Annotated in this window: 18 protein-coding genes; 11 read left to right on the top strand and 7 right to left on the bottom strand. The window is 64.3% G+C overall.

Going from position 1 to position 20,120, the window contains the following annotated elements:
• Positions 1–690: 690 nt before the first annotated feature.
• From N5B55_RS21725 to N5B55_RS21700, 6 genes are all read left to right on the top strand, one after another.
• A complete protein-coding gene (locus N5B55_RS21725) occupies positions 691–2,802 on the top strand; it encodes a glycosyl transferase family protein (protein ID WP_304540034.1) in 2,112 nt (703 codons plus the stop codon).
• Complete coding sequence (locus N5B55_RS21720; protein ID WP_304540033.1) at positions 2,799–4,532, top strand: bacteriophage N4 adsorption protein A; 1,734 nt, start codon at positions 2,799–2,801, stop codon at positions 4,530–4,532. Before N5B55_RS21725 ends, N5B55_RS21720 begins: the two co-directional genes overlap by 4 nt.
• 260 nt (positions 4,533–4,792) lie before the next feature.
• Positions 4,793–6,052 carry a non-hydrolyzing UDP-N-acetylglucosamine 2-epimerase gene (wecB, locus tag N5B55_RS21715; RefSeq protein ID WP_065855704.1) on the top strand — a complete coding sequence of 420 codons (1,260 nt, stop codon included), beginning with the start codon at positions 4,793–4,795 and terminating at the stop codon, positions 6,050–6,052.
• Between the two features lie 9 nt (positions 6,053–6,061).
• Entirely contained in the window at positions 6,062–6,514 is a 453-nt protein-coding gene (locus N5B55_RS21710) for a hypothetical protein (RefSeq protein ID WP_304540032.1), read from the top strand.
• 23 nt (positions 6,515–6,537) lie between these two features.
• On the top strand, positions 6,538–8,256 hold the full coding sequence (locus tag N5B55_RS21705) for a DUF2334 domain-containing protein (RefSeq protein WP_065855700.1): 1,719 nt from the start codon (positions 6,538–6,540) through the stop codon (positions 8,254–8,256).
• A 3-nt stretch (positions 8,257–8,259) separates the two neighbouring features.
• On the top strand, positions 8,260–9,147 hold the full coding sequence (locus N5B55_RS21700) for a hypothetical protein (protein WP_304540031.1): 888 nt from the start codon (positions 8,260–8,262) through the stop codon (positions 9,145–9,147).
• On the opposite strand, the gene N5B55_RS21695 is transcribed toward N5B55_RS21700, so the two are convergent.
• From N5B55_RS21695 to N5B55_RS21685, 3 genes are all read right to left on the bottom strand, one after another.
• On the bottom strand, positions 9,137–10,270 hold the full coding sequence (locus N5B55_RS21695) for a mechanosensitive ion channel family protein (protein ID WP_065855696.1): 1,134 nt from the start codon (positions 10,268–10,270) through the stop codon (positions 9,137–9,139). The genes N5B55_RS21700 and N5B55_RS21695 overlap by 11 nt on opposite strands.
• Positions 10,271–10,323: 53 nt before the next feature.
• Positions 10,324–11,424 (bottom strand): GGDEF domain-containing protein, encoded by a 1,101-nt coding sequence (locus tag N5B55_RS21690; protein WP_304540030.1) that lies wholly within the window; start codon positions 11,422–11,424, stop codon positions 10,324–10,326.
• Between the two features lie 142 nt (positions 11,425–11,566).
• Complete coding sequence (locus tag N5B55_RS21685; RefSeq protein WP_304540029.1) at positions 11,567–12,886, bottom strand: Nramp family divalent metal transporter; 1,320 nt, start codon at positions 12,884–12,886, stop codon at positions 11,567–11,569.
• Between the two features lie 233 nt (positions 12,887–13,119).
• Here N5B55_RS21685 and N5B55_RS21680 point away from each other — a divergent pair, with 233 nt between their 5' ends.
• Positions 13,120–13,797 (top strand): response regulator, encoded by a 678-nt coding sequence (locus tag N5B55_RS21680; protein WP_009239921.1) that lies wholly within the window; start codon positions 13,120–13,122, stop codon positions 13,795–13,797.
• A complete protein-coding gene (locus tag N5B55_RS21675) occupies positions 13,794–15,281 on the top strand; it encodes an ATP-binding protein (protein WP_065855693.1) in 1,488 nt (495 codons plus the stop codon). Before N5B55_RS21680 ends, N5B55_RS21675 begins: the two co-directional genes overlap by 4 nt.
• Before the next feature lie 35 nt (positions 15,282–15,316).
• Here N5B55_RS21675 and N5B55_RS21670 read toward each other — a convergent pair whose 3' ends face one another.
• From N5B55_RS21670 to N5B55_RS21655, 4 genes are all read right to left on the bottom strand, one after another.
• Positions 15,317–15,928 (bottom strand): NAD(P)-dependent oxidoreductase, encoded by a 612-nt coding sequence (locus N5B55_RS21670; protein WP_154207547.1) that lies wholly within the window; start codon positions 15,926–15,928, stop codon positions 15,317–15,319.
• Positions 15,929–16,026: 98 nt separating this feature from the next.
• Positions 16,027–16,464 carry an Rrf2 family transcriptional regulator gene (locus tag N5B55_RS21665; RefSeq protein WP_304540028.1) on the bottom strand — a complete coding sequence of 146 codons (438 nt, stop codon included), beginning with the start codon at positions 16,462–16,464 and terminating at the stop codon, positions 16,027–16,029.
• Between the two features lie 74 nt (positions 16,465–16,538).
• Complete coding sequence (locus N5B55_RS21660; protein WP_178961268.1) at positions 16,539–17,183, bottom strand: FMN-dependent NADH-azoreductase; 645 nt, start codon at positions 17,181–17,183, stop codon at positions 16,539–16,541.
• A gap of 20 nt (positions 17,184–17,203) precedes the next feature.
• Complete coding sequence (locus N5B55_RS21655; RefSeq protein WP_024541774.1) at positions 17,204–17,533, bottom strand: DMT family transporter; 330 nt, start codon at positions 17,531–17,533, stop codon at positions 17,204–17,206.
• Between the two features lie 283 nt (positions 17,534–17,816).
• On the opposite strand from N5B55_RS21655, the gene N5B55_RS21650 reads away from it, so the two are divergent.
• From N5B55_RS21650 to N5B55_RS21640, 3 genes are all read left to right on the top strand, one after another.
• Positions 17,817–18,905, top strand: a complete 1,089-nt coding sequence (locus N5B55_RS21650; RefSeq protein ID WP_304540027.1) for a tartrate dehydrogenase — start codon at positions 17,817–17,819, stop codon at positions 18,903–18,905.
• Between the two features lie 166 nt (positions 18,906–19,071).
• Positions 19,072–19,473, top strand: coding sequence for a winged helix-turn-helix transcriptional regulator (locus N5B55_RS21645; RefSeq protein ID WP_304540026.1), 402 nt, complete (start codon positions 19,072–19,074; stop codon positions 19,471–19,473).
• Positions 19,474–19,537: 64 nt separating this feature from the next.
• Positions 19,538–20,065: a hypothetical protein gene (locus tag N5B55_RS21640; protein WP_178961265.1), complete on the top strand. Its 528-nt coding sequence runs from the start codon at positions 19,538–19,540 to the stop codon at positions 20,063–20,065.
• Positions 20,066–20,120: the final 55 nt, after the last annotated feature.

Genomic DNA, 20,120 nt, shown 5'->3' with positions numbered 1-20,120 from the left:
TTGTGTTTCAGCGCTGCAACCGATTTGCCGATTTGCCAGCGCCGATGTTTTCGCTTGCTCTGGCCATGGGTGCGGCAACATCGCTGACGCATGGCTGGACTCCGCGGTCAGCGGCATCTGATGAGCGATCCGCCTGGCAAGTCCTTTGCGCATCGGGCTTTGCAGCCGCTTGTCACCGTGCAGTGCAGTGCAGGCACCAACTTGCGCGCCGCGCTGGTCAGGTGAGCTTCCCGCTCGCCTAACCCAAATGCCCTGCATCGGCCGGCTCGACGCATCGATCATTTGGAGGGAGGCCCTGTCCGCAGCCTGACGAATGTCTCACCCCATCAGATGGCGTTGCATGCCGTGGCGTTGATCTTGCCGCCGCCGGACCCTCTCTCTTGCGTTCACCCATGTAACAACCCGGCGCATCGGGCACGTGCAGGAAGGCCCTTGTGCTGCGCTGCACCGCATAACCGCGCGCCTTGGCGGGTGTTGGTATGGTCCTCGCGTTCCCCCACGCGAGAAGCAGGCTAGAGAGCGACGCATCGACCCGATCGATAGCAGGCGATTGGGCCGGATGCAGCGGCGCTGGCGGTTGCGTTGCACGTCGAAAAAAGACCTTGGGGGAAGCATGAGCGCCACAGCGCAAGGCGGGGGTTATGCCGGACAAGGGCAACGTGCCCGCAGGGCCGGGCCAGGGGAGCGGCCATGAGCGAACTGCCATGGGAGCTTTACCTTGCGTTGCTCAACACGTTGACGGTGGCGACCACGCTCGTCATCTTAATCAGCACCACCGACGACTTTTTCCTGGACGCCTTCTATTGGGTGCGCGAGCTATGGCTCTGGCCGCAGCGTGGCCGCACGCCCGTCACGATCTCGGCGCAATCGCTACGCGAACGTGAGGAGCAGTGGCTCGCCATCATGGTGCCGGCATGGAAGGAGTACGACGTCATCGCCAAGATGGTCGAGAACACCCTGGCGACGATGGAATACACGCGCTTCATCATCTTTGCCGGCGCGTACCGCAACGATGCGGAGACCACCACCGAAGTCGAACGCATGGTGCGCCGCTACCCGGGCCGCGTGGTGCGCGCCGCCGTTACGCACGATGGCCCGACGTGCAAGGCCGACTGCCTGAACACCATCATCCAGACCATCATCCGGCATGAGGCCGGGCATGGCATCCGCTTTGCGGGCGTGATCATGCACGACTGCGAAGACGTGATCCACCCGCTGGAGCTGAAGTACTTCAACTACTTCATCCTCGATCAGGATCTGGTGCAACTGCCGGTGCTTTCGCTCGAGCGCAAGTGGTATGAGTGGGTGGCCGGCACGTACATGGATGATTTTTCCGAAACGCACCAGAAAGACCTGGTGGCGCGGCAGGCGCTGACTGGCACGGTGCCCGGAGCCGGCGTCGCGCTCTGTTACAGCCGCCGTGCGATTGAGGCGGTGATGAAGGTGCGTGGCGATTCACCGTTCAACACCAGCACGCTGACCGAAGACTACGACTTCAGCTTCCGCCTGCGCGAACTGGGCATGCGCGAAGCATTCGTGCATTTCCCGATCTGCGAGAACGCAGAACCCGCTGAAGACGCTGAGGGCAAGGTGCGCACACGCTGGCGACTGGGGCGTCGCAAGGGAGCACGTCCGCAACTGTTGGCCACGCGCGAATACTTTCCAAGTACCTTCCGCACGGCGTATCGGCAGCGCGCGCGCTGGGTGCTCGGTATCGCGTTCCAGGGTTGGCTGCAGATGGGGTGGAATGGCAACCTCATTACCCGCTACATGTTCTTCCGGGATCGAAAAGGCGTGCTCACGGCACTGTTCTCCATCCTGGCCTATGTGCTGTCGCTGAACTATCTGGCGCTGGGCGCGCTGATGTTCAACGGCGTGATCACGATCCCCGATGGCACGTTCGTGGTCGGCAGCATCTGGATGCAAGACCTGCTGGCCATCAACGCGGCGCTGCTCTTTAACCGGCTGGCGCAGCGCGTGTACTTTGTCGGTCGGCTCAACGGCCCGCTGCAGGGCGTGCTGTGCCTGCCAAGGCTTGTGGTGAACAACTTCATCAACTTTTTCTCGGTGTGCCGTGCGTGGAAGATCTTCCTGATCTACTGCCTGACCGGCAAGCCCATCGCCTGGGACAAGACACAGCACACCTATCTATCGAACGACGCGCTGGGCCGCACGCGCTGCAAACTGGGCGAAACGCTGATCAAGTGGGAAGTCCTCACGCAGGCGCAGCTGGATGCGGCCCTCGCCATTCAGAGCCAGACCGGGCGCCGGCTTGGACAAGTGCTGGTCGAGCAGGGTCTGGTCACGCCGGACACGCTGGCCGATGCACTGGCAGAGCAGGTCGACCTGCCGCGTGTGAGCCTGACCAACGTCGTGCTCGGTGCGCTGGCGGATTGCCTGCCGCGTGACCTCGCCGTGCGGCATCACGTGGTGCCGTTTTCGATTGGCGAAGACGGCTCGCTCAACATCGCCGTGTCGGAGTTGCCGCAGGGCGAAGTGCTCGAAGAGCTGGCCCGTGCGGCGGGCCGCAAGGTCGCCTGCTTCATGGCGTGCGACCACGAGATGTCGGCCGAGCTCGCGCAGATGGCCGATCCCAACCGCCGTGCCACGGTCGTATTCGGCCCGTCGGCGCATTCGGCCATCTTGGCCGTTGAATCCATGACGGGCGCCGGCTCAGGCGTTGCAGCCGGCACGGCGCCCGCACCCGAGGCTTCCACCATCCCCCCGATTCCTGTGCCGCCGGATCCGCCCCCCGGGCCAGACCCGCGGCCCAACCCATCTGTTGCGGGAGGTGTGGCATGACACACGAGAGAACCAACCGTTTAACCGTGCGCCGTCTGCGCTGGCCGATCGCCGCGGCAGTGTGGGCGCTATGTCACGGGGTATCGCCAGCGCAGACGCCCGCGCCGTTGCTGCCCGACGCCTACTTTCGAGCCGACCGCGCCTACCGCGCCATCGACGCCAACAAGCTCGACGATGCCGAAGCCGCTACGCGCGCCGCATTGGCTGCGCAGCCAGACAGCTTGCAACTGAACCTGCTGCTGTTGGATGTGCTGACGCGCAAAGGCCAGTTGGATGCGGCACGCGCACAGGCCGATGCGCTGCTGCGGAAGTATCCCGACGAGCCCCGCGTGTTTGCACAGCACGGCTTTCTTGCGCAGAAAGCGAACGACCCCGCTGTCGCTGAACGGGACTTCGCACGCGCCGTGCAAGGCAGCGACTGGACCGCGCAGGAGCAGCGCAACCTGCATCTTGCGTGGTCGGACAGTGCATATTCCGCCAAGCACCCACAGGCTGCCCTCGATGCGCTTGACGGCATGAAGGACGAGCCTGATGCCGACGTGCAACTGCGCCTCGCGCAATCTCGTCTGCAACTCGGTGACCGCAATGGCGCGGCCCAGGCCGCCACGCTGGCTGCCGAACATGCGACCGATCCGGCGCGCCAACGCTATGCCAAGGCGCTGCTTGCCCAGGCGGTGGCGCCCGAAGCGCAGGGCGACGCCGCATCTGCCACTGACCCGCGCGTGATCGGCCAGCGCGAGCTGAACGACGCCTACAGTCACCTGCGTGCGCGTGACGACCGTGCCGCGCTGGCAGCGTTCCAACGGGGCTTTGCCACGGGGCAGGGCAACTGGACGCACTACGCCGATGCCGCCTACGCAGCAAAGCGCCTGGGTGACAACCCGACCGCCATCGGGCTTTTCCGGCAAAGTCTCGACCGCGCCGATGCCGATGCCAAGGGCGACAGCGGCGGCAATGGCGACGACCGCCTTCCAGCAGACCGTCGCTTCGGCTACCGGCGCGAAGTCGAGCAGATGCAGCGCAACTTCGGCATGGTCGTTTCAGGCGCATATCAAACGTCGGCGTTCGGCCTGCCCAACACCGTGAGCGTGGGCCAAGCGGGCGCGGAGGTGTATTGGCAGCCGCCGGGCATCGGCTATCGCGACGGCAGCATCTTCCAAGTCTTCGCGCGTGGCTACGACAACGTGTATGACCGCAATGGCCACACCGGCTTGCCGACTGCGCAGGGCTCTGTGGGTGCGCGCTACAAGCCGATCAAAGACATCAACCTGGTGTTCACGGCCGAGCGCCTCTTCCGCATTGGGCAACTGACGACCAACGACACGCTGCTGCGCATCGGATTCTCGACCGACCAGGGGCTCGACCTGCAGGTCACCAAGCCGCGCTGGCAGACCTGGCAGGTGTATGGCGAGGGCGCCTATTTCCTCAACCAGGGCCGGATGATCATCAGCACGGAAATGCGCTACGGGCACACGTGGCCGCTGAACTCCATCAGCGATCGGCTCACGGTCTACCCGCACATCGTGCTGGCCGGCGATCACGACAACAAGGCGCTCGACCATCACCTTGCGCTGGGTGCCGGCCCAGGCATCAACTTCCGTTACTGGTTTCGCGAGTCGCACTACGCGGCACCGGCCAGCTGGCTGGACTTGACCGTGCAATACCGCTTGCCGTTGACGCACGCGGATCGAGCAAAGGGGGTGGTCGCAAGAGCCATTCTTTGGTTCTGAGGCAAGCCCGGATGCAAGCAGACCCCAATCAGAGGTGTCGCAGATGAAACGTTTTTGACGACCGAGGGAAACGGGTAACAAAGAGAAACGGCAGCAACGTCCGCAGGATGGCGTTGCGGCGCCAGGGTGGTGCAAAGCAAGACGCATGGCACGGCCTTCGCTCAGTAGCGAGGTCTGCCCGGCGCCAGAAGCGACACGCGCGTCCACGCGCCTGTCGTGCTTTGCAGGCGCGCCAGAGCAGACGACAGGGGAGTGCAGTGATGATGGGGAAGATATTGACCGTGTTCGGTACGCGCCCGGAGGCCATCAAGATGGCGCCGCTGGTGCAGGCATTGCAGGCCGAGGCAGGCTTTACGTCGGCGGTATGCGTGAGCGCGCAGCACCGGCAGATGCTGGATCAGGTGCTGGAGCTCTTCGGCATCGTGCCGGAGTTTGACCTTAACTTGATGCGGCCTGGGCAGACACTGTCCGATATCACGTCCAACGTGCTGGGCGGCATCGACGGCGTGCTCGATGCCTACAAGCCCGATGCCGTGCTCGTCCACGGCGATACGACGACCACGCTGGCTGCAAGCCTGGCCGCGTTCTACCGGCGCATTCCTGTCGGGCATGTGGAAGCGGGTTTGCGTACCGGCAACATCTGGTCGCCGTGGCCGGAAGAACTCAACCGGCGCGTCACCGATTCCGTCACCACCTGGCACTTCGCGCCCACAGCAGAATCGCGCCAGAACCTGCTGGACGAGGGCATCGACCCGGAGCAGGTCACGCTGACCGGCAACACCGTCATCGATGCGTTGCTGGCCGTGAAGCAACGGCTGGACGACGATGCCGCGCTGTCGGCACAGATGGCGGCGCGCTATCCATTCTTGCAAGCCGGCCGCCGCATGATCCTGGTGACAGGTCATCGGCGCGAAAATTTTGGGGCGCCGTTCGAGAACTTCTGCGTGGCGCTGCGCGTGCTGGCGGCGCGGCATCCGGATGTGCAGGTTGTGTATCCGGTGCACCTTAACCCGAACGTGCAGCAGCCGGTCAACGCCATCCTTTCCGGTCACGACAACGTCCACCTGATTGCGCCGCAGGACTACCTGCCGTTCGTCTACCTGATGGACCGCGCCTACCTGATCGTCACAGATTCCGGCGGCATTCAGGAAGAGGCACCTGCGCTGGGAAAACCGGTGCTGGTGACGCGCGACACCACCGAACGTCCCGAAGCCGTGGCCTCCGGCACCGCCCGGCTGGTGGGCACCGACACACAACGCATCGTCGACGAAGCAGAAAAGCTGTTGTGCAACGCCGACGAATACGAACGCATGGCCCAGGCACATAACCCGTATGGCGACGGCCAGGCCTGCCGACGCATTGTCGATGCGCTGAAGAAGGCCTTCGTCACGCAGCCGCAGCAGGCAGCGCGGGGGCCGCAACTCATGCGCAAACCGGCCACCGAGGCCGAGATCATCGATCTGGAAGCGGCGCGTGCCACCGCGCAAGGGTCGTCAACACAGCACCGCCTGAACGGTTAGGAGGCTTTGATGAAAGCGAAGCAAATCGGGGGCGGCGTGTTGGTTGCCTCCGCACTTGTCGCCGGTTGGCTGATCGTTGCGCCGCCGGGCGCCCGGGATGGCGGCGTACCCGCCATCGTGACCGGCGCGACAGACCAGCGCAGCCCCGGCGCCGACACAGACAAGAAAGCCCCGCCGCCCGCGTCTTCCAAGGCGACGGCTACGGCTGCGCAGCCGATGCAGCCCACCGTGGTGGCAGCAGCAACACCCAGGCCCGTGACAGGAGGCGCGCGCGCCTACGGCTACGGCGTCATGGATGAAAACGGACGGGTCATCCCACCGCCGCGTCCGGCAGTCATGACCGAAGTCCGACCCGGCATGCCGGAAAACGAGACGACAGGCACAGACCGTGGCCACGATCGTGGTCCCAACTTCAACCTCGGGCTCTACCGCCAAGCGGACGGCTCGTTCTATCGCCCATGATTGCCATGAGTCGGAGAGTCATCATGAAGACATTGCTACGAAAGTTTCTGTGCGCGCTCGTCTTTGCGGGCGGCATGCTCGGGGTCTCGCTGACAGCGCAGGTCCAGGCCGCCACCTGCACGATCGGACTCGGGCCCATCTGCGTGACCATTGGTGGATCCGCGTCGGCGCAAACCGCGCCAGCTCCGATGCTCGTGTTGTACGACGCCCCGCCAAACGATCCGTACACCAACCTGGGCAAGTCGTACGCGATCATGCTGTACAACCTGCTCGCGCATTTCAATACCACCATCACCATGCTGCCGGTGCAGAACTACACGGCGGGCATGACCGAGCAGTACACCGCCATCTTCTACATGGGGAGTTACTACAACAATCCCATACCGGCGGCGTTTCTGTCGGATGTGACGACCACACAGAAGACCGTGGTCTGGTTCAAGTACAACCTGTGGGAGCTTGCCTGGAATTCGGCGTATCCGTTCACCTCGCGCTACGGCATTTCGTTCTCCGGCCTGGCGGGCATGAACGCGGCGCCGTCTGCCAGCGCCCCGAATCCTGGTTTCTTCGACACGATCACCTACAAGAACCAGACGATGACGAAGTACTACGCCTTCAACGCCTCGACGGGCGCGATCTCCGCAGACCCCGACATCGGGGTGACGGCGGTGGCCGATGCCACCAAGGCGACGAGCCTGGTGACGATCACCAACGCGGTGACCAAGGCGACGGCTCCGTATGTGATCCGCTCAGGCAATTTCTGGTACTTCGCCGACATGCCGTTCTCGTATATCGGACCGCGAGATCGCTATTTGGTGATGTGCGACATGCTGCATGACATCCTGGGCACCAACGCACCCACGCAGCATCGTGCGCTGGTGCGTCTGGAAGACATCAACGCCACCAACACGGTGACGTCCATCAACACCCTCACGGACTACCTGTACAGCAAGAACATTCCGTTCTCGCTTGCCACCATCCCGCTGTACAAAGACCCGAACGGCGTCTACAACGGCGGCGTTGCGCAGTCGATCCACATGGTCAATGCAACGGGGCTCAAGTCGGCGCTGAACTATGCGTTGTCGCGTGGGGGCAAGATCCTGATGCACGGCTACACGCACCAGTACAGCAACATCCCGAACCTCATCAACGCGGTCAGCGCGAACGACTTCGAGTTCTGGCTCGCTACGCAGAACCGGCCCGTGAACGAAGATTCAACGCAATGGGCAGCAGGGCGGTTGTCGTCGGGGTTGCTGGAGTTCCAGCTCAACGGCTACGCGCCGTTCGCCTGGGAGGCACCGCACTATCAGTCGTCTCCGCTAGCCATCAAGGCGGTGCCGCAGTATTTCAAAAACACCTATCAGCGCGTGGTGTACTACACCTCCGACAACCCGCAGACGCTGAATGCCTCGACGCCGGGTCATGATTTCTCGGTTGGCCAGTTCTTCCCATACATCATTCAGAAGGACTACTACAACCAGCGCATCATTCCGGAAAACCTGGGCAACGTGGAATACAACATCTGCAATATCGATCCGTCGTCGTGCCTCTCGTACACCGCGCAGGACATCCTGACCAATGCGACGTATGCGCAGGTGGTGCGAGACGGCTTTGCCTCGTTCTTCTTCCACCCGTTCTGGCTTGAACCGGAGGTCGGCACGCCGGGCTACGCGGATTTCCAAACCATCATCAACGGCATCACCGCGCTCGGCTTTACCTGGGTCGATGCCAGCACGGCGCAGTAGGCCATGCTGCGGATGCGCTCGATACTGGCCACAGCCATGCTGGTCTTGAGCGCATCCACCGAAGCTGCAGGGCCGTTGGGCGCAATGCCTTCCGGCCCTGCGCCGTTGTATGGCGTGACCATCGATGCCGTCGACAACGTGCCTGCGGTAGTCGACGCACTGTCGCACCTGTCGCGCACGCCTACGGTGCGCGTGGTCTTTGATGAAGGCATGGATGCACCGCATTACGTAGGGCCAGTGGCCGCCATCCGTGATGTGGCTTACGTGATGGGCGAGCTGGCCGATTCATCCACGCTCAAGCAATACACCGCGCCGCAACTGCGCGAGCGCGCCGCTGCTTACCTGCACTCGCTCGGCAGCAATGTCGACGTTTGGGAAATCGGCAACGAAATCAATGGCGAGTGGACCGGCGGCACACGCGACGTCGTCGACAAGACGATGGCCGCCTACGAGGTCATCAAGGCCGGTGGCGGCCGTACGGCACTCACGTTGTACTACAACGAGGGCTGCGCCGAGCAGCCATCCCGCGCGATGTTCGATTGGACGCAGCGCAACCTCCCGCCCCGCCTGCGCGATGGACTCGACTACGTGTTCATCAGCTTCTATGAAGACGACTGCAAGATCGCGCCGCCCGATTGGGACGCCGTGTTCGCCCGCCTGGGTGAATTGTTTCCGTACGCCGCTCTGGGTTTTGGGGAGGTCGGCACACGGCATGCCCCACGGAAGGCAACGCTCGTGGCGCGCTACTACGGCCTCGCGGTCATGCATCCGCGCTTTGTCGGCGGTTACTTCTGGTGGTACTTCCGGCAGGACATGGTGCCGCGTTCGAGGCCGCTGTGGCGCAGCCTCGATGCGGCGTTTCTCGGTATGCCCGCAGCGGTCAACCGCTAGCCCGGGCACCCACGCGCTGGGCGTTGGCCGTTGATTTGCGATCTGCGAGATCATCAGGTTCAACGGGCTCGCCGTCACGACGCACCAGTTGAATCGTCCGGGTGGGCAGCGCAAACGAGGTGCCGAGGTTTTCCAGCCCCTCCAGGATTGTCAGGTTGATGCGTTGCTGGATATCCATGTACAGATTGAAGTCCGGATCGGTCACGAAATACACGACCTCGAAGTTCAGCGCGTTCTCGCCAAACTCCTTGAAGTGCGCACGATCGAAGCGCGTGTTGCCGGCGGCTTCCACCGCACGGCGCACGATGTCCGGAATCTTCTTCAGTTGCGCGGCGCGCGCATCATAGGTCACCCCAAAGGTGAAGACGATGCGTCGTTCCGACATCCGTTTGTAATTGTGAATCGTGCTTTTGAGCAGCGCCGTGTTGGATGCGACGATCTCTTCGCCCGACAGGCTGCGGATACGCGTGGTCTTGAGGCCCACGTGCTGCACCGTGCCGGCGATCGATTCGAAGACGATGAAGTCTCCGATCTCGAACGGCTTGTCCAGCCCGATGGCAAGGGAGGCAAACAGGTCGCTCAGGATGCTCTGCACCGCCAGCGCCACCGCCACGCCGCCCACACCCAGGCTGGCGACGAAGGCCGTGATGTTCACGCCCACGTTGGCCAGGATGGCCAGCAGCAGCATCGACCACAGCGCAAACCGCAGCACCCACGCGGTCATCGACGTGATCACCGGGTTACGCGTGGCGTGAGTCTGGGTCGACAGCCGATCGCGCGCCCACAGCTTCACGCCGCGGTTGAGCCACAGGGCAATCTGGAAGCCGATGATGACGAACCAAATGTGGTCGAGCTTGTTGGCAATGCGCGTGGGCAGATCGATGAAGTACGAACCAGCAAGCAACGCGGCCAGCGCGATGAACAGCGGGTGCGTATCCCGCAGCACCGCGGTGACGAGAATGTCGAAGCGATAGCCGGTCCGGCGCGCACGCGCGTCAAACCGGTTGCAGATCAGGTGCAATACGCTGGACAGCACCGCATATGCGGCGATCGCAGTCAGTGCGGCGGCTGCCCAGTCGCGGGCCGGCACGCGCAGGAAGGTGTGGGCGTTGAGCCACTCCATTGGCATCTCCGTGCAGAAAACACGGATGCTGCGCCGCACAAAGCGTGCCTGCGTTACGGCCGCAGCGTTGCCTCCGGCTCAGCGTCGGTCGGCACGCACACGCGGTTGCGGCCCTGACGCTTGGCCTCCATCAGTCCGAGATCGGCATTGGCCAGCAGGCGTGCCAGGTCTTGCCCGGGTCGCAGCGGTGCCGCGCCCACGCTCACTGTCAGCGGCCCCGCGGGCGTTTGCGTGCCCGCCACCGCCGTCTTGAGCCGTTCGACCACGGCGAGCGCACCCGTCAGGCCGCAACCGGGCAGCAGCACGGCAAATTCGTCGCCGCCCAGACGGCCAAACAGATCGGCCGGGCGCAGCACGCCCGCCAGCGCATCGGACAGCGCGACGAGTGCCTCATCGCCGGCGGCGTGTCCCCACGTATCGTTGATCGACTTGAAGTGATCGACGTCTAGGTACAGGGCGCACAGCGGCTCGGCGTGATGTTGTGCGCGCTCGACCGCAAAGCTGCCCAGCTCAAAGAAGCGCTGGCGCGCCAGCATGCCGGTCAGGTGGTCGGTGTTGGCGCGATCGGCCAGGCTGCGTTCGGCCGCAAAGTGCCGGGCCATGGCGCGCAGCAGGTAGTGGTGAATGACGGCGGCCGCGGCAATGCAGATGGGCAGATAGAGCACCAGCCCCAGCCAGCCGTGGTGGATTGCCGCGGCCGGTTCCGGCGCGATGAGCAGCGCAACGACGGGCCCGGCCGTGCAGAGCGCCATGGCAATGCAGAAATCGCGCCGTGTGAGCCACGCGGGGCTGGTGGCAAGCGGCATCAGGTAGAACGCCGGCAGCACCCATTGCAGACCTGCCTGATGGCCGAACGCGATGATCGCCACTTCCTCCGCCAGCAGGTGAGTGAGCGCCAGCACGCCCCACATGCCGGTATGCCGATAGCGCTGGGCTGTCACCACGATCGCCACCAGAACCAGGAGCAGCGCGAGTAGCGGTTCGGGCCGATGCAGCAGCCCGACCGACCAGCCCAGCATGACCGCGAAGGCGTAACCGAGCACGCCGCATTTGCTCAGCGCGAGGATCATCGGCACGAAATGGCGCGCCTGATAGTCGAGCGAGGGCGTGCGGGCGTCGGGCAGGTCGGAAGCGGTAGGCAGGTTCGCGCTCAAGGCAGGACAAGGGAGGCCTGCTGACGCGACGGGATGATGCGGGCGCGGGCGTGGCCGGATTGCGCAACAAAGCGCGCATTCTAATGGCGGCAGGCGGCGCCGTGCGCGGATTTTTAGTGGGGGAAATCCCGCAATGGGCGTATCAGCCCGCCAGTACCTGCCATACCAGCCACACATTGGCGACGCCGATGACGACGAACAGGCCCCATGCCAGCCACGACGTGAATCGGCTGTTAGCAAAGACGCCCATCAGGGTGCGATCGCCCGTCATGCGGATCAGCGGAAACATCGCAAATGGCAACTGCAGGCCGAGCACCACCTGGCTGATGACCAGAAGCTTGCCGATGGCGTGGTCGCCCAGCATTGCTACGCCGATGAACGCGGGAATCAACGCCAGGGCCCGCGTGATCAACCGCCGCTGCCAGCAGGGAATGCGCAAATCGAGGAAGCCCTCCATGAGGATCTGCCCCGCGATGGTGCCGGTAAAGGTCGAGCTTTGCCCCGCCGCCAGCAACGCGATACCGAACAGCAACCCCGCCAGCGCCGTTCCGACGATGGGCTCCAGCAGGCGATAGGCATCCTGGATGTCGGCCACGTTCTGATGGCCGTGCGCGTTGAACGCCGCTGCCGCCAGGATCAGGATCGCGCCGTTCACCAGCAGCGCCAGCCCCAGCGACACGATCGTGTCAAGCCGCGACAAACTGATGGCCTCGCGCTTGGCGGCTTCGGTGTTGGCCGTCATGCGGGTCTGCACGATGGACGAATGCAGGTACAGGTTGTGCGGCATCACCGTCGCGCCCAGGATGCCGATGGCCAGATACAGCGGCTCGCGCTGGCTCACGGCCTGCCACGACGGCATCAGCCCTGCGGCCACCGAGGGCCAGTGCGGCTTGATGAGCACGAGTTCAACGAAGTAGCACAGCCCGATCGTCAGAATCAGCCCCAGCACGATGGCTTCCAACTGGCGGAAGTTCTTGCCCTTCAGGCCCAGCACGATCAGCGTGTCCAGCGCGGTGAGCGCCACGCCCCAAAGGATCGGCACGCCCAGCAGCAAGTGGAAGGCCAGCGCGCAGCCCAGCACCTCGGCCAAGTCGCACGCGATGATAGACAGCTCTGCCAACAGCCACTGCACGCGCAACGCGCCGGGTTGATAGCGATTGCGCGACGCACGCGCCAGATCCATGCCCGTGACGATGCCAAGCCGCGCCGACAGACACTGCAGCACCATCGCCGCCAGACTGGAGAGCACCACAACGAACAGGAGCGCATAGCCATAACGTGAACCGGCTTCAATGTCGGTTGCCCAGTTGCCGGGGTCCATGTAACCGACCGACACCAGCAGCCCCGGCCCCGCAAAGCGCAGCAGCTTTTTCCACAGGGGCAGGCCGGGCGGGACGGCAACGGTGCCGCGCACCTCGGACGGGCAGAACGGTGCGGTGGCGGTCGTGGGCAGACGGAACATGCGCGGTTGCTGAAGAAAAATGCAATCGGAATTCCGGAATGATAGCTAAACACCACGCTGCGCGCCCGCGACTGCGCCCAGTCTGGGTTCACGGGGCGACTTCTTCGTCACGTGTCTCCACACATTTAAGGTAAAGCTCAGTCCGTTGCGGTAGATTTCGACCTTCGCCGGCGCCTGTTTCCCAGGTGCCGGTTGTCCGTTTACCGTCATTACCGCCGCCGAGATTCCCGCGCATGAACGCCATCCTCCTCATCGAAGACGATTTGCCGTTGGGCACGGCGCTGGCCCGCGCGCTGCGTCAGGCCGGCTACAACGCGACCTGGGTGCGCCGCCTTGTCGACGCGCAGAAATGGATCACCACCAACACGTTCGAAGCCATCGTGCTGGATCTCGGGTTGCCCGATGGTGAAGGCCATACGTTCCTGGAAGAACTGCGTGCCGCGCACAGCGACGTGCCCGTGATCATCGCCAGCGCGCGCGACGCGCTGTCGGAACGGCTCAAGGGCCTGGATTCCGGCGCGGACGATTTTCTCGTCAAGCCGTTCCCGGTGGACGAACTCATCGCCCGTCTGCGCGCCGTGCTGCGCCGCCATGCGGGACAGAGCACCAATCAGTGGAACGTCGGCAACCTGGTGGTGGAACCCTCGCAGAAGCGCGTGACACAAGAGGGGCAGGTCATTGAACTCACGCCGCGCGAATACCAGCTGCTGCTCGAACTTGTGCGCCGCGCCCACCGCTGGGTACCGCGCGAGACGCTCATGGATGCGCTCTATCGTGAGGGCGACAGCGTGAGCGCCAACGCGCTGGAGGTCGTCATCCACCACCTGCGCAGAAAGCTCGGCAACGAAACCATCCAGACCATTCGCGGTGTCGGCTACATGATCGGTGGCAACCGCGGGGCGGGCCAATGAAGCTGGCGGTTCCAGCCATCCTGCGGGTTCGCTCGCTGTCGTTCCGCCTGTATGTGCTGATCCTGCTCGCGCTGGTGTTGATGCTGCTGGTGCAGCTCGTCATCGCGCATCTGGAAATCTCGCGCACCAACAGCCGCCAGGTGGTGAGCGATCTGCGCATGTCGGCGCAGGCCTATGCGGACCTCACCACGCTCAACATGGATGACGTGCCGCGCCGCGAAGAATTCCTGCGCCGCCTTACCGACATCAAGCTGGGCCTCTCGCTGCCCAACATCCTGCCTGGCGAATTCCGCTACGTGCTGTGCGATCGCGCCGGCAACGTCATCACCGCCTTCCCCGGTGCGCCCACCATGCCGTGCGGAAAGGCGCACGACACCGTGGTCGAGATCATGCTCGAGGGCAAGCCGTGGCGCAGCTACACGGTCGACAGCGTTGACGGCAAGATATCGGCCACCGTCGCGCAGCCCCTGGCCGCCTACGAACGCGCCATTCGCGATCTTTTCCAGGAAGTGGCGGTGGCGCTGGCCATCCTGGCGAGCGCCCTGATGGTGATGGTTGGTTGGGCGGCGCATCAGGGCCTCAAGCCGCTGCGTACGCTCACGCGCCAGGTGGAAGCGCGCGACTCCGCCGATCTTGACCCCGTGCAGAGCGTCGAACACGCCGAGTTGAAACCGCTGGTCGAAGCCCTGAACGGCCTGTTCGCGCGCGTGCGTCGCGGTATCGAGGCGGACCGCCGTTTCTTCGCCGATGCCGCGCACGAACTGCGCACGCCGCTGGCCGCCATTCAGGCGCAGGCATATGTCGTGTCGCATTCCGACAGCGAAGACGACCGTTCCACCGCCCTGCGCGAGTTCGATCGCGGGATTTCACGCGCGACGCAGTCGCTCGCCAAGCTGCTCGCCATTGCCCGGCTGGATGCGCGCCGGGTGGAGGCGCAGCTCGCGCAGGGTGCGCTCTCCGACCTGGCCGGCTGTGCGCGCAGCGGCGTGATTCAGCAAGCCTCGCGCGCCGAGCGTCGCAACATCACGCTGTCGTATGACGGCGCCAACCAGGCGTGGGTATCGGTGTCGCATGAAGACGCCGCGACGCTGGTCGAAAACGTGCTCGACAACGCCGTGCGCGAAACACCCAATGGCGGCGAGGTGCGCGTGGCCGTCAACCGCATCGAGCAGGCGGGCGTGCCCATGGTCGAACTGCGCATTGAAGATTCCGGCCCCGGTATCCCGCCCGACGAGCGCGATCGCGTATTCGAGCGGTTCTACCGCCCGCGCACCAGTCAGTCGCAAGGCAGCGGCCTGGGCCTGGCGATCGTGCGCCGCATCGTTGAATTGGGGAATGGCTCGGTGGCCATCGAAGACGGCCTGGCCCATGCCGAAGGCAGAGGGTGCGCGATCGTGATCCGCCTGCCGGCGCTCGAATCCGCGCCCGAGCCGATCGAGCCCGATGATGCGCCGCCGGGCATGGCCGACACGCGCGGTCATTGATTGGCGCGCACCCCCGTGCCCCCATCCGCCGCTGATCAGTAACCGACCGTGAAACGCTGGCGCGGGTGTGCCGGCTTTTCCGTTTCGTCGAGGAAGGCGATGGCGTAGTCTTCCATCGAAATCCAGGGCTTGCCGTTCGCATCCACCAGCAGTGAATCCTTGCCGACGCGGAAGCGCCCCGTGCGCTCGCCCGGTTCGAAGATGGCCGACGGCGACACGAACGTCCAGTTCAACTCGGTTTCCTTGCGCAGCGCGTTGAGGAAATCGCGGCCGGCCGATGCTTCTTCAAAGTACTCCTTAGGAAACTGCGGCGTGTCGATCAACGCCACGCCCGGAGCCACTTCCAGGCTGCCGGCACCACCCACGACCAGCAGGCGCGGCACGGCGGCCTTCTTCACCGCGCCAACAATCTGGTCGGCATTTGCCTGCAGGAAACGCACGGTGCTGTAGACCACATCGTTGCCGGCAAGCGCTGCCACGAGCCCCGCCTCGTCGGCCACGTCGACATCCTTGGTCGTCAGGCCAGCGCGCGCTGGCAGCTTCGAGGCGGTGCGCGCAATGGCCGTCACCTGATGGCCGCGGCGCAGCGCTTCGTCGATCAGGCGGGTGCCCACGCGCCCCGTGGCGCCGATGATTGCGATCTTCATGGTCAATTCCTTGTGGTTGGTCTGGGTGGTTGAAACGCTATATGTAATTAATGCAGTTACATATAGGGATAAAAAAAAGAGGCCGACATGCGGCCCCGCTAGGCCCGACGGCGGCGGCGTTGCGCGTGCCCCACCTCGCTGAGGATGCTGGCGATGGTTTGCGCAGCCAGCTCGGCTTCCAGCGCGGCCTGCGCGCGTTCCGTCACGCGTTCGAGCACGCCGGTGATCTCACGACCGACCTCGCACGCCGGGTTGGGCGCGTTGGGCGGCAGCGCAATCAGCATCGGAGCTTCCACCACACGAAAGACGTCGAGCAACGTGATTCGGTCTGCCGGCCGCGCCAGCGTGGCGCCGCCGGTTGCGCCCATCTGCGAGGTCACAAAACCGGCATCCGCCAATTGCGCCACCAGACGCCGGATCAGCGCCGGGTTGGTACCCACGCTGCCAGCAATGAGCGAAGACGGCACCGGCCCCTCCGCACTGGCAAGCAGGGTCAGGATGTGCACGGCGACGGCGAAGCGGCTGCTGGTAGACATGGAGTCACGTACAAAAGTGTAACCATGTTAGATACACTTTGGCTCGCGGTCAACCCCGTCGGCAGACGTGCATTTCAGAAGGCTGCGCCCAACGCCGCCGCTCGCGCTTTGGCATCGGCCTTGGTCGCCGCGAGCAGATCGGGCGCGGTGAGCGTGGGCGCGGCGCTGATCTCCGTCACATCTTCAATGCCGAGAAAACGCAGCCAGCGGCGCAGATAGGGCTTCTGGAAATCGTCCGGCGATTCGCTGGCACCCTCGGTGTGTGCGGCGTACGCCCCGGCGCTGGCGTAGATAAGCGCTGCCTTCTTGCCCGAGAGCAGCGCCTGATAGCCCGTGGCGGGCGACCAGTTCCAGTTCTGCCCCGGCAACGTCACCACATCAATGAAGTGCTTGAGCCGATACGGCACCCCGAAATTCCACATCGGTACGGAAAAGAGGTAATGGTCGGCCGCGTTGAACCGCTGCGCTAACGCCACGGCGCGCTGCCATTGCGCACGCTGCTGCGGCGTGGCTGTCTGGGTGCGCAAGACGGCAAACTTGGCGCCGATCATGTCGGCATCGAACGCGGGCAGGTCGATGTCCCGGCTCCACAAGTCGATCGTGTCCATCTCGTGGCCGGGGTGCGCGGTGCGGTACGCGTCGAGAAACTGCTTGGCCACGTCGATGGAGTGGGACAGCGTTTTCATGGGTGAAGCTTCGATATAAAGCAGGCGGGTCATGCTGGGCTCCTGAGGCGGTGTTACGCAGCGTTGAAGAAGTTGAGGCCGACGGTGCCGGCAATCACCAGCCCGATGCAGGCCAGGCGCGCGGGCTGCATGCTCTCGCCAAAGAGCACGATGCCCAGCACCGTCACGCCCACTGAACCGATACCCGTCCAGATGGCGTAGGCCGTGCCGGCAGGCAGGCCGCGCATGGCATGCGTGAGCAGGAAGACGCTCGCAAGCGCCGTTACGATGCCGAGCACGCTGGGGATCGGGCGCGTCCACCCCTGCGCAAACTTGAGGGAGACCGCCATGGCGATCTCCACAGCCCCGGCTGCCAGCAGCCAGAGCCAAGCGGTTTGAAGCATGGAACCTCCGAGGTGTCCGCTGCCGGGCCGGCAAGCGGATACATTGCGATGCACGCAGAGTAAGGACGGTGCGGCGTGGCAACAAGTACGCACCTGGAGGTAACCACCATGGGCCGCGTGGGTATGCGCGTCCGATTTTGGTCGTGGTGGCCCGCATCATCCATACTGCGTGCAAATTGCCAACTCGGTGCCCGAACTGCGCCCGGCCTGGCTTGACGAGCGGGACCGCACGGTGGCCCATTCCGCGGCGGTCTCCATCTAACAGAGAAGCAAAAGGAACGACATGATTCCCGCATTCCGCATCGCGATCATTCCAGGAGACGGCATCGGCAAGGAGGTCATGCCAGAAGGCCTGCGCGTCATCCAGGCAGCGGCCAAGCGCTTTGGCGTGCAGCTTGAGTGCCACCCCATCGATTGGGCCAGCTGCGACTACTACCAGCAGCATGGCCAGATGATGCCCGACGACTGGAAGGCGCAGCTCAAGGGCATGGACGCGATTTTCTTTGGCGCGGTCGGCTGGCCCGCCACGGTGCCCGATCACGTTTCGCTGTGGGGTTCGCTGCTCAAGTTCCGCCGGGAGTTCGATCAATACATCAACCTGCGCCCCGTGCGATTGTTTGAGGGCGTGCCGTGCCCGCTCGCCAATCGCAAGCCCGGCGACATTGATTACTACGTCGTGCGCGAGAACACCGAAGGCGAATACACGTCGCTCGGCGGCATCATGTACGAAGGCACCGACCGCGAGATCGTGATCCAGGAATCGGTCTACTCGCGCAAGGGTGCACAGCGGCTGCTCAAGTTCGCGTTCGACCTTGCACAAAGCCGCCCGCGCAAGCACGTGACGCTCGCCACCAAGAGCAACGGCATCGCCATCAGCATGCCGTGGTGGGACAAGCGCGCTGAGGAAGTCGCACAAAGCTACCCCGATGTCACGCTCGACAAGCAGCACATCGACATCCTAACCGCGCGCTTCGTGCTGCAGCCGGATCGCTTCGATGTGGTGGCCGCCACCAACCTGTTTGGCGACATCCTGTCCGATCTTGGCCCCGCCACCACCGGCACGATCGGCCTGGCCCCTTCCGCCAACCTGAACCCCGATCGCACGTTCCCGTCGTTGTTTGAACCGGTGCATGGCTCCGCGCCTGACATCTACGGCAAGAACATCGCCAACCCGATCGCGATGATCTGGTCGGGCGCGCTGATGCTGGACTTCCTCACGCAAGGGCAGGGCGCGGGGCGTGCGGCGCACGACGCCATCGTCGCGGCCATCGAAGCCGTGCTCAAAGACGGCCCGCGCACGCCTGACCTGGGCGGCGCCGCCAATACCACGCAGGTAGGCGAGGCGATTGCCGAGCATGTTGCTGCTCACTGATCTTCATCGACTGGATCGTTCACGCGGACAAGGTATGCGCTCTTGCGTGGACGACTACCTCCGCACCACGAATGTCTGCCAGGGCCAGCTCGACTGACAGGCTGCATTGCAGGGCTGGACGATTGGCGGTACGGTCGCGTATCCCAATCGTGTTCCGGAGGCCCCCATGGCCGACAACATGGCCCCGTCCTCTTCGTCCACGCCGGAAAGTGTGGCTGAAGGCACCGTGGACGCCTGCCCGTCCACGCGCGCGCTCGAACTGGTTGCCGGCAAGTGGGCGCTGCGCATCTTCCCCGCGCTGGAAAACGGCCCCGTGCGCAACAACGAACTCCTGCGCCGCGTGGGCGACGGCATCTCGCAAAAAATGCTCACGCAGACGCTGCGTGAGCTGGAAGCCAACGGCCTCATCCTGCGCACCATCTACGACAGCGTCCCGCCGCACGTCGAATATCGTCTTAGCCCGCTCGGTGAATCGCTTAACCGCACGCTCGTCGGCCTGGACGATTGGGTGCGTGCGCATTGGCCTGAAATGGAACGGATTCGCAAAAGTCAGGTCGATTCCGATTGATATCCGCGCGATCTGCCCGACGTTGTGTGTAGATGCAGCATTTTTCCGATAGTATTCGGAGCCCATGTTTGTGACGAATCTTTCCTCCGCCTTGCCGACGTTGTCTCGCGCCACCGCGCGGGGCGTGCTGTCGCGTGCGCGCGGCGTACGGTGGATCGTCACGATTTGGTGTCTGTTGTTTACGGTGTCGGTGTTTTCGGCCACCCATTTTCCCGATGGCCAGGCTGCGGACGACGCGCTTGAAGCCATCGAAGCCGTGGTTGACGACGTGCCGGGTGAAGCGCTGCCCGCTGCTAAGCCCAGCAAGGGTTTTGAGCGTGCCATCAAGGTCGCGCTTGGCAAGACGGTCAAGCAGCCCGGCCAGTGCTTCAGCGTCGAACACTGGGTTGCGAACGCTCCCGATGCGCCCGATGCGCCCACCACCAGCGCCGCCGCCCCCGATCACCCCAGCGACGCGCCAGAACTCTGGCTGCCGCCGCCGCCCATGGTGTTGACGCCCGGCTTGCGTGTCGCGCGTGTCCGTGTTTCGCTTCCTCCGTTCCAGGCTGGCCCCACGCCGGCCCCCATGCTGCGCCCGCCCGCACGCGCCTGATCTCCGGCTTTCGCCGGAAACCATCCCCTTGAGTTGCTAGTGCTGCGCCAACCGG

The sequence above is a fragment of the Ralstonia pickettii genome (assembly GCF_030582395.1).
Taxonomy (GTDB): domain Bacteria; phylum Pseudomonadota; class Gammaproteobacteria; order Burkholderiales; family Burkholderiaceae; genus Ralstonia; species Ralstonia pickettii_D.
The sequence above is the reverse complement of the archived record's forward strand: the minus strand, read 5'-3'. Positions and strand labels throughout refer to the sequence as shown.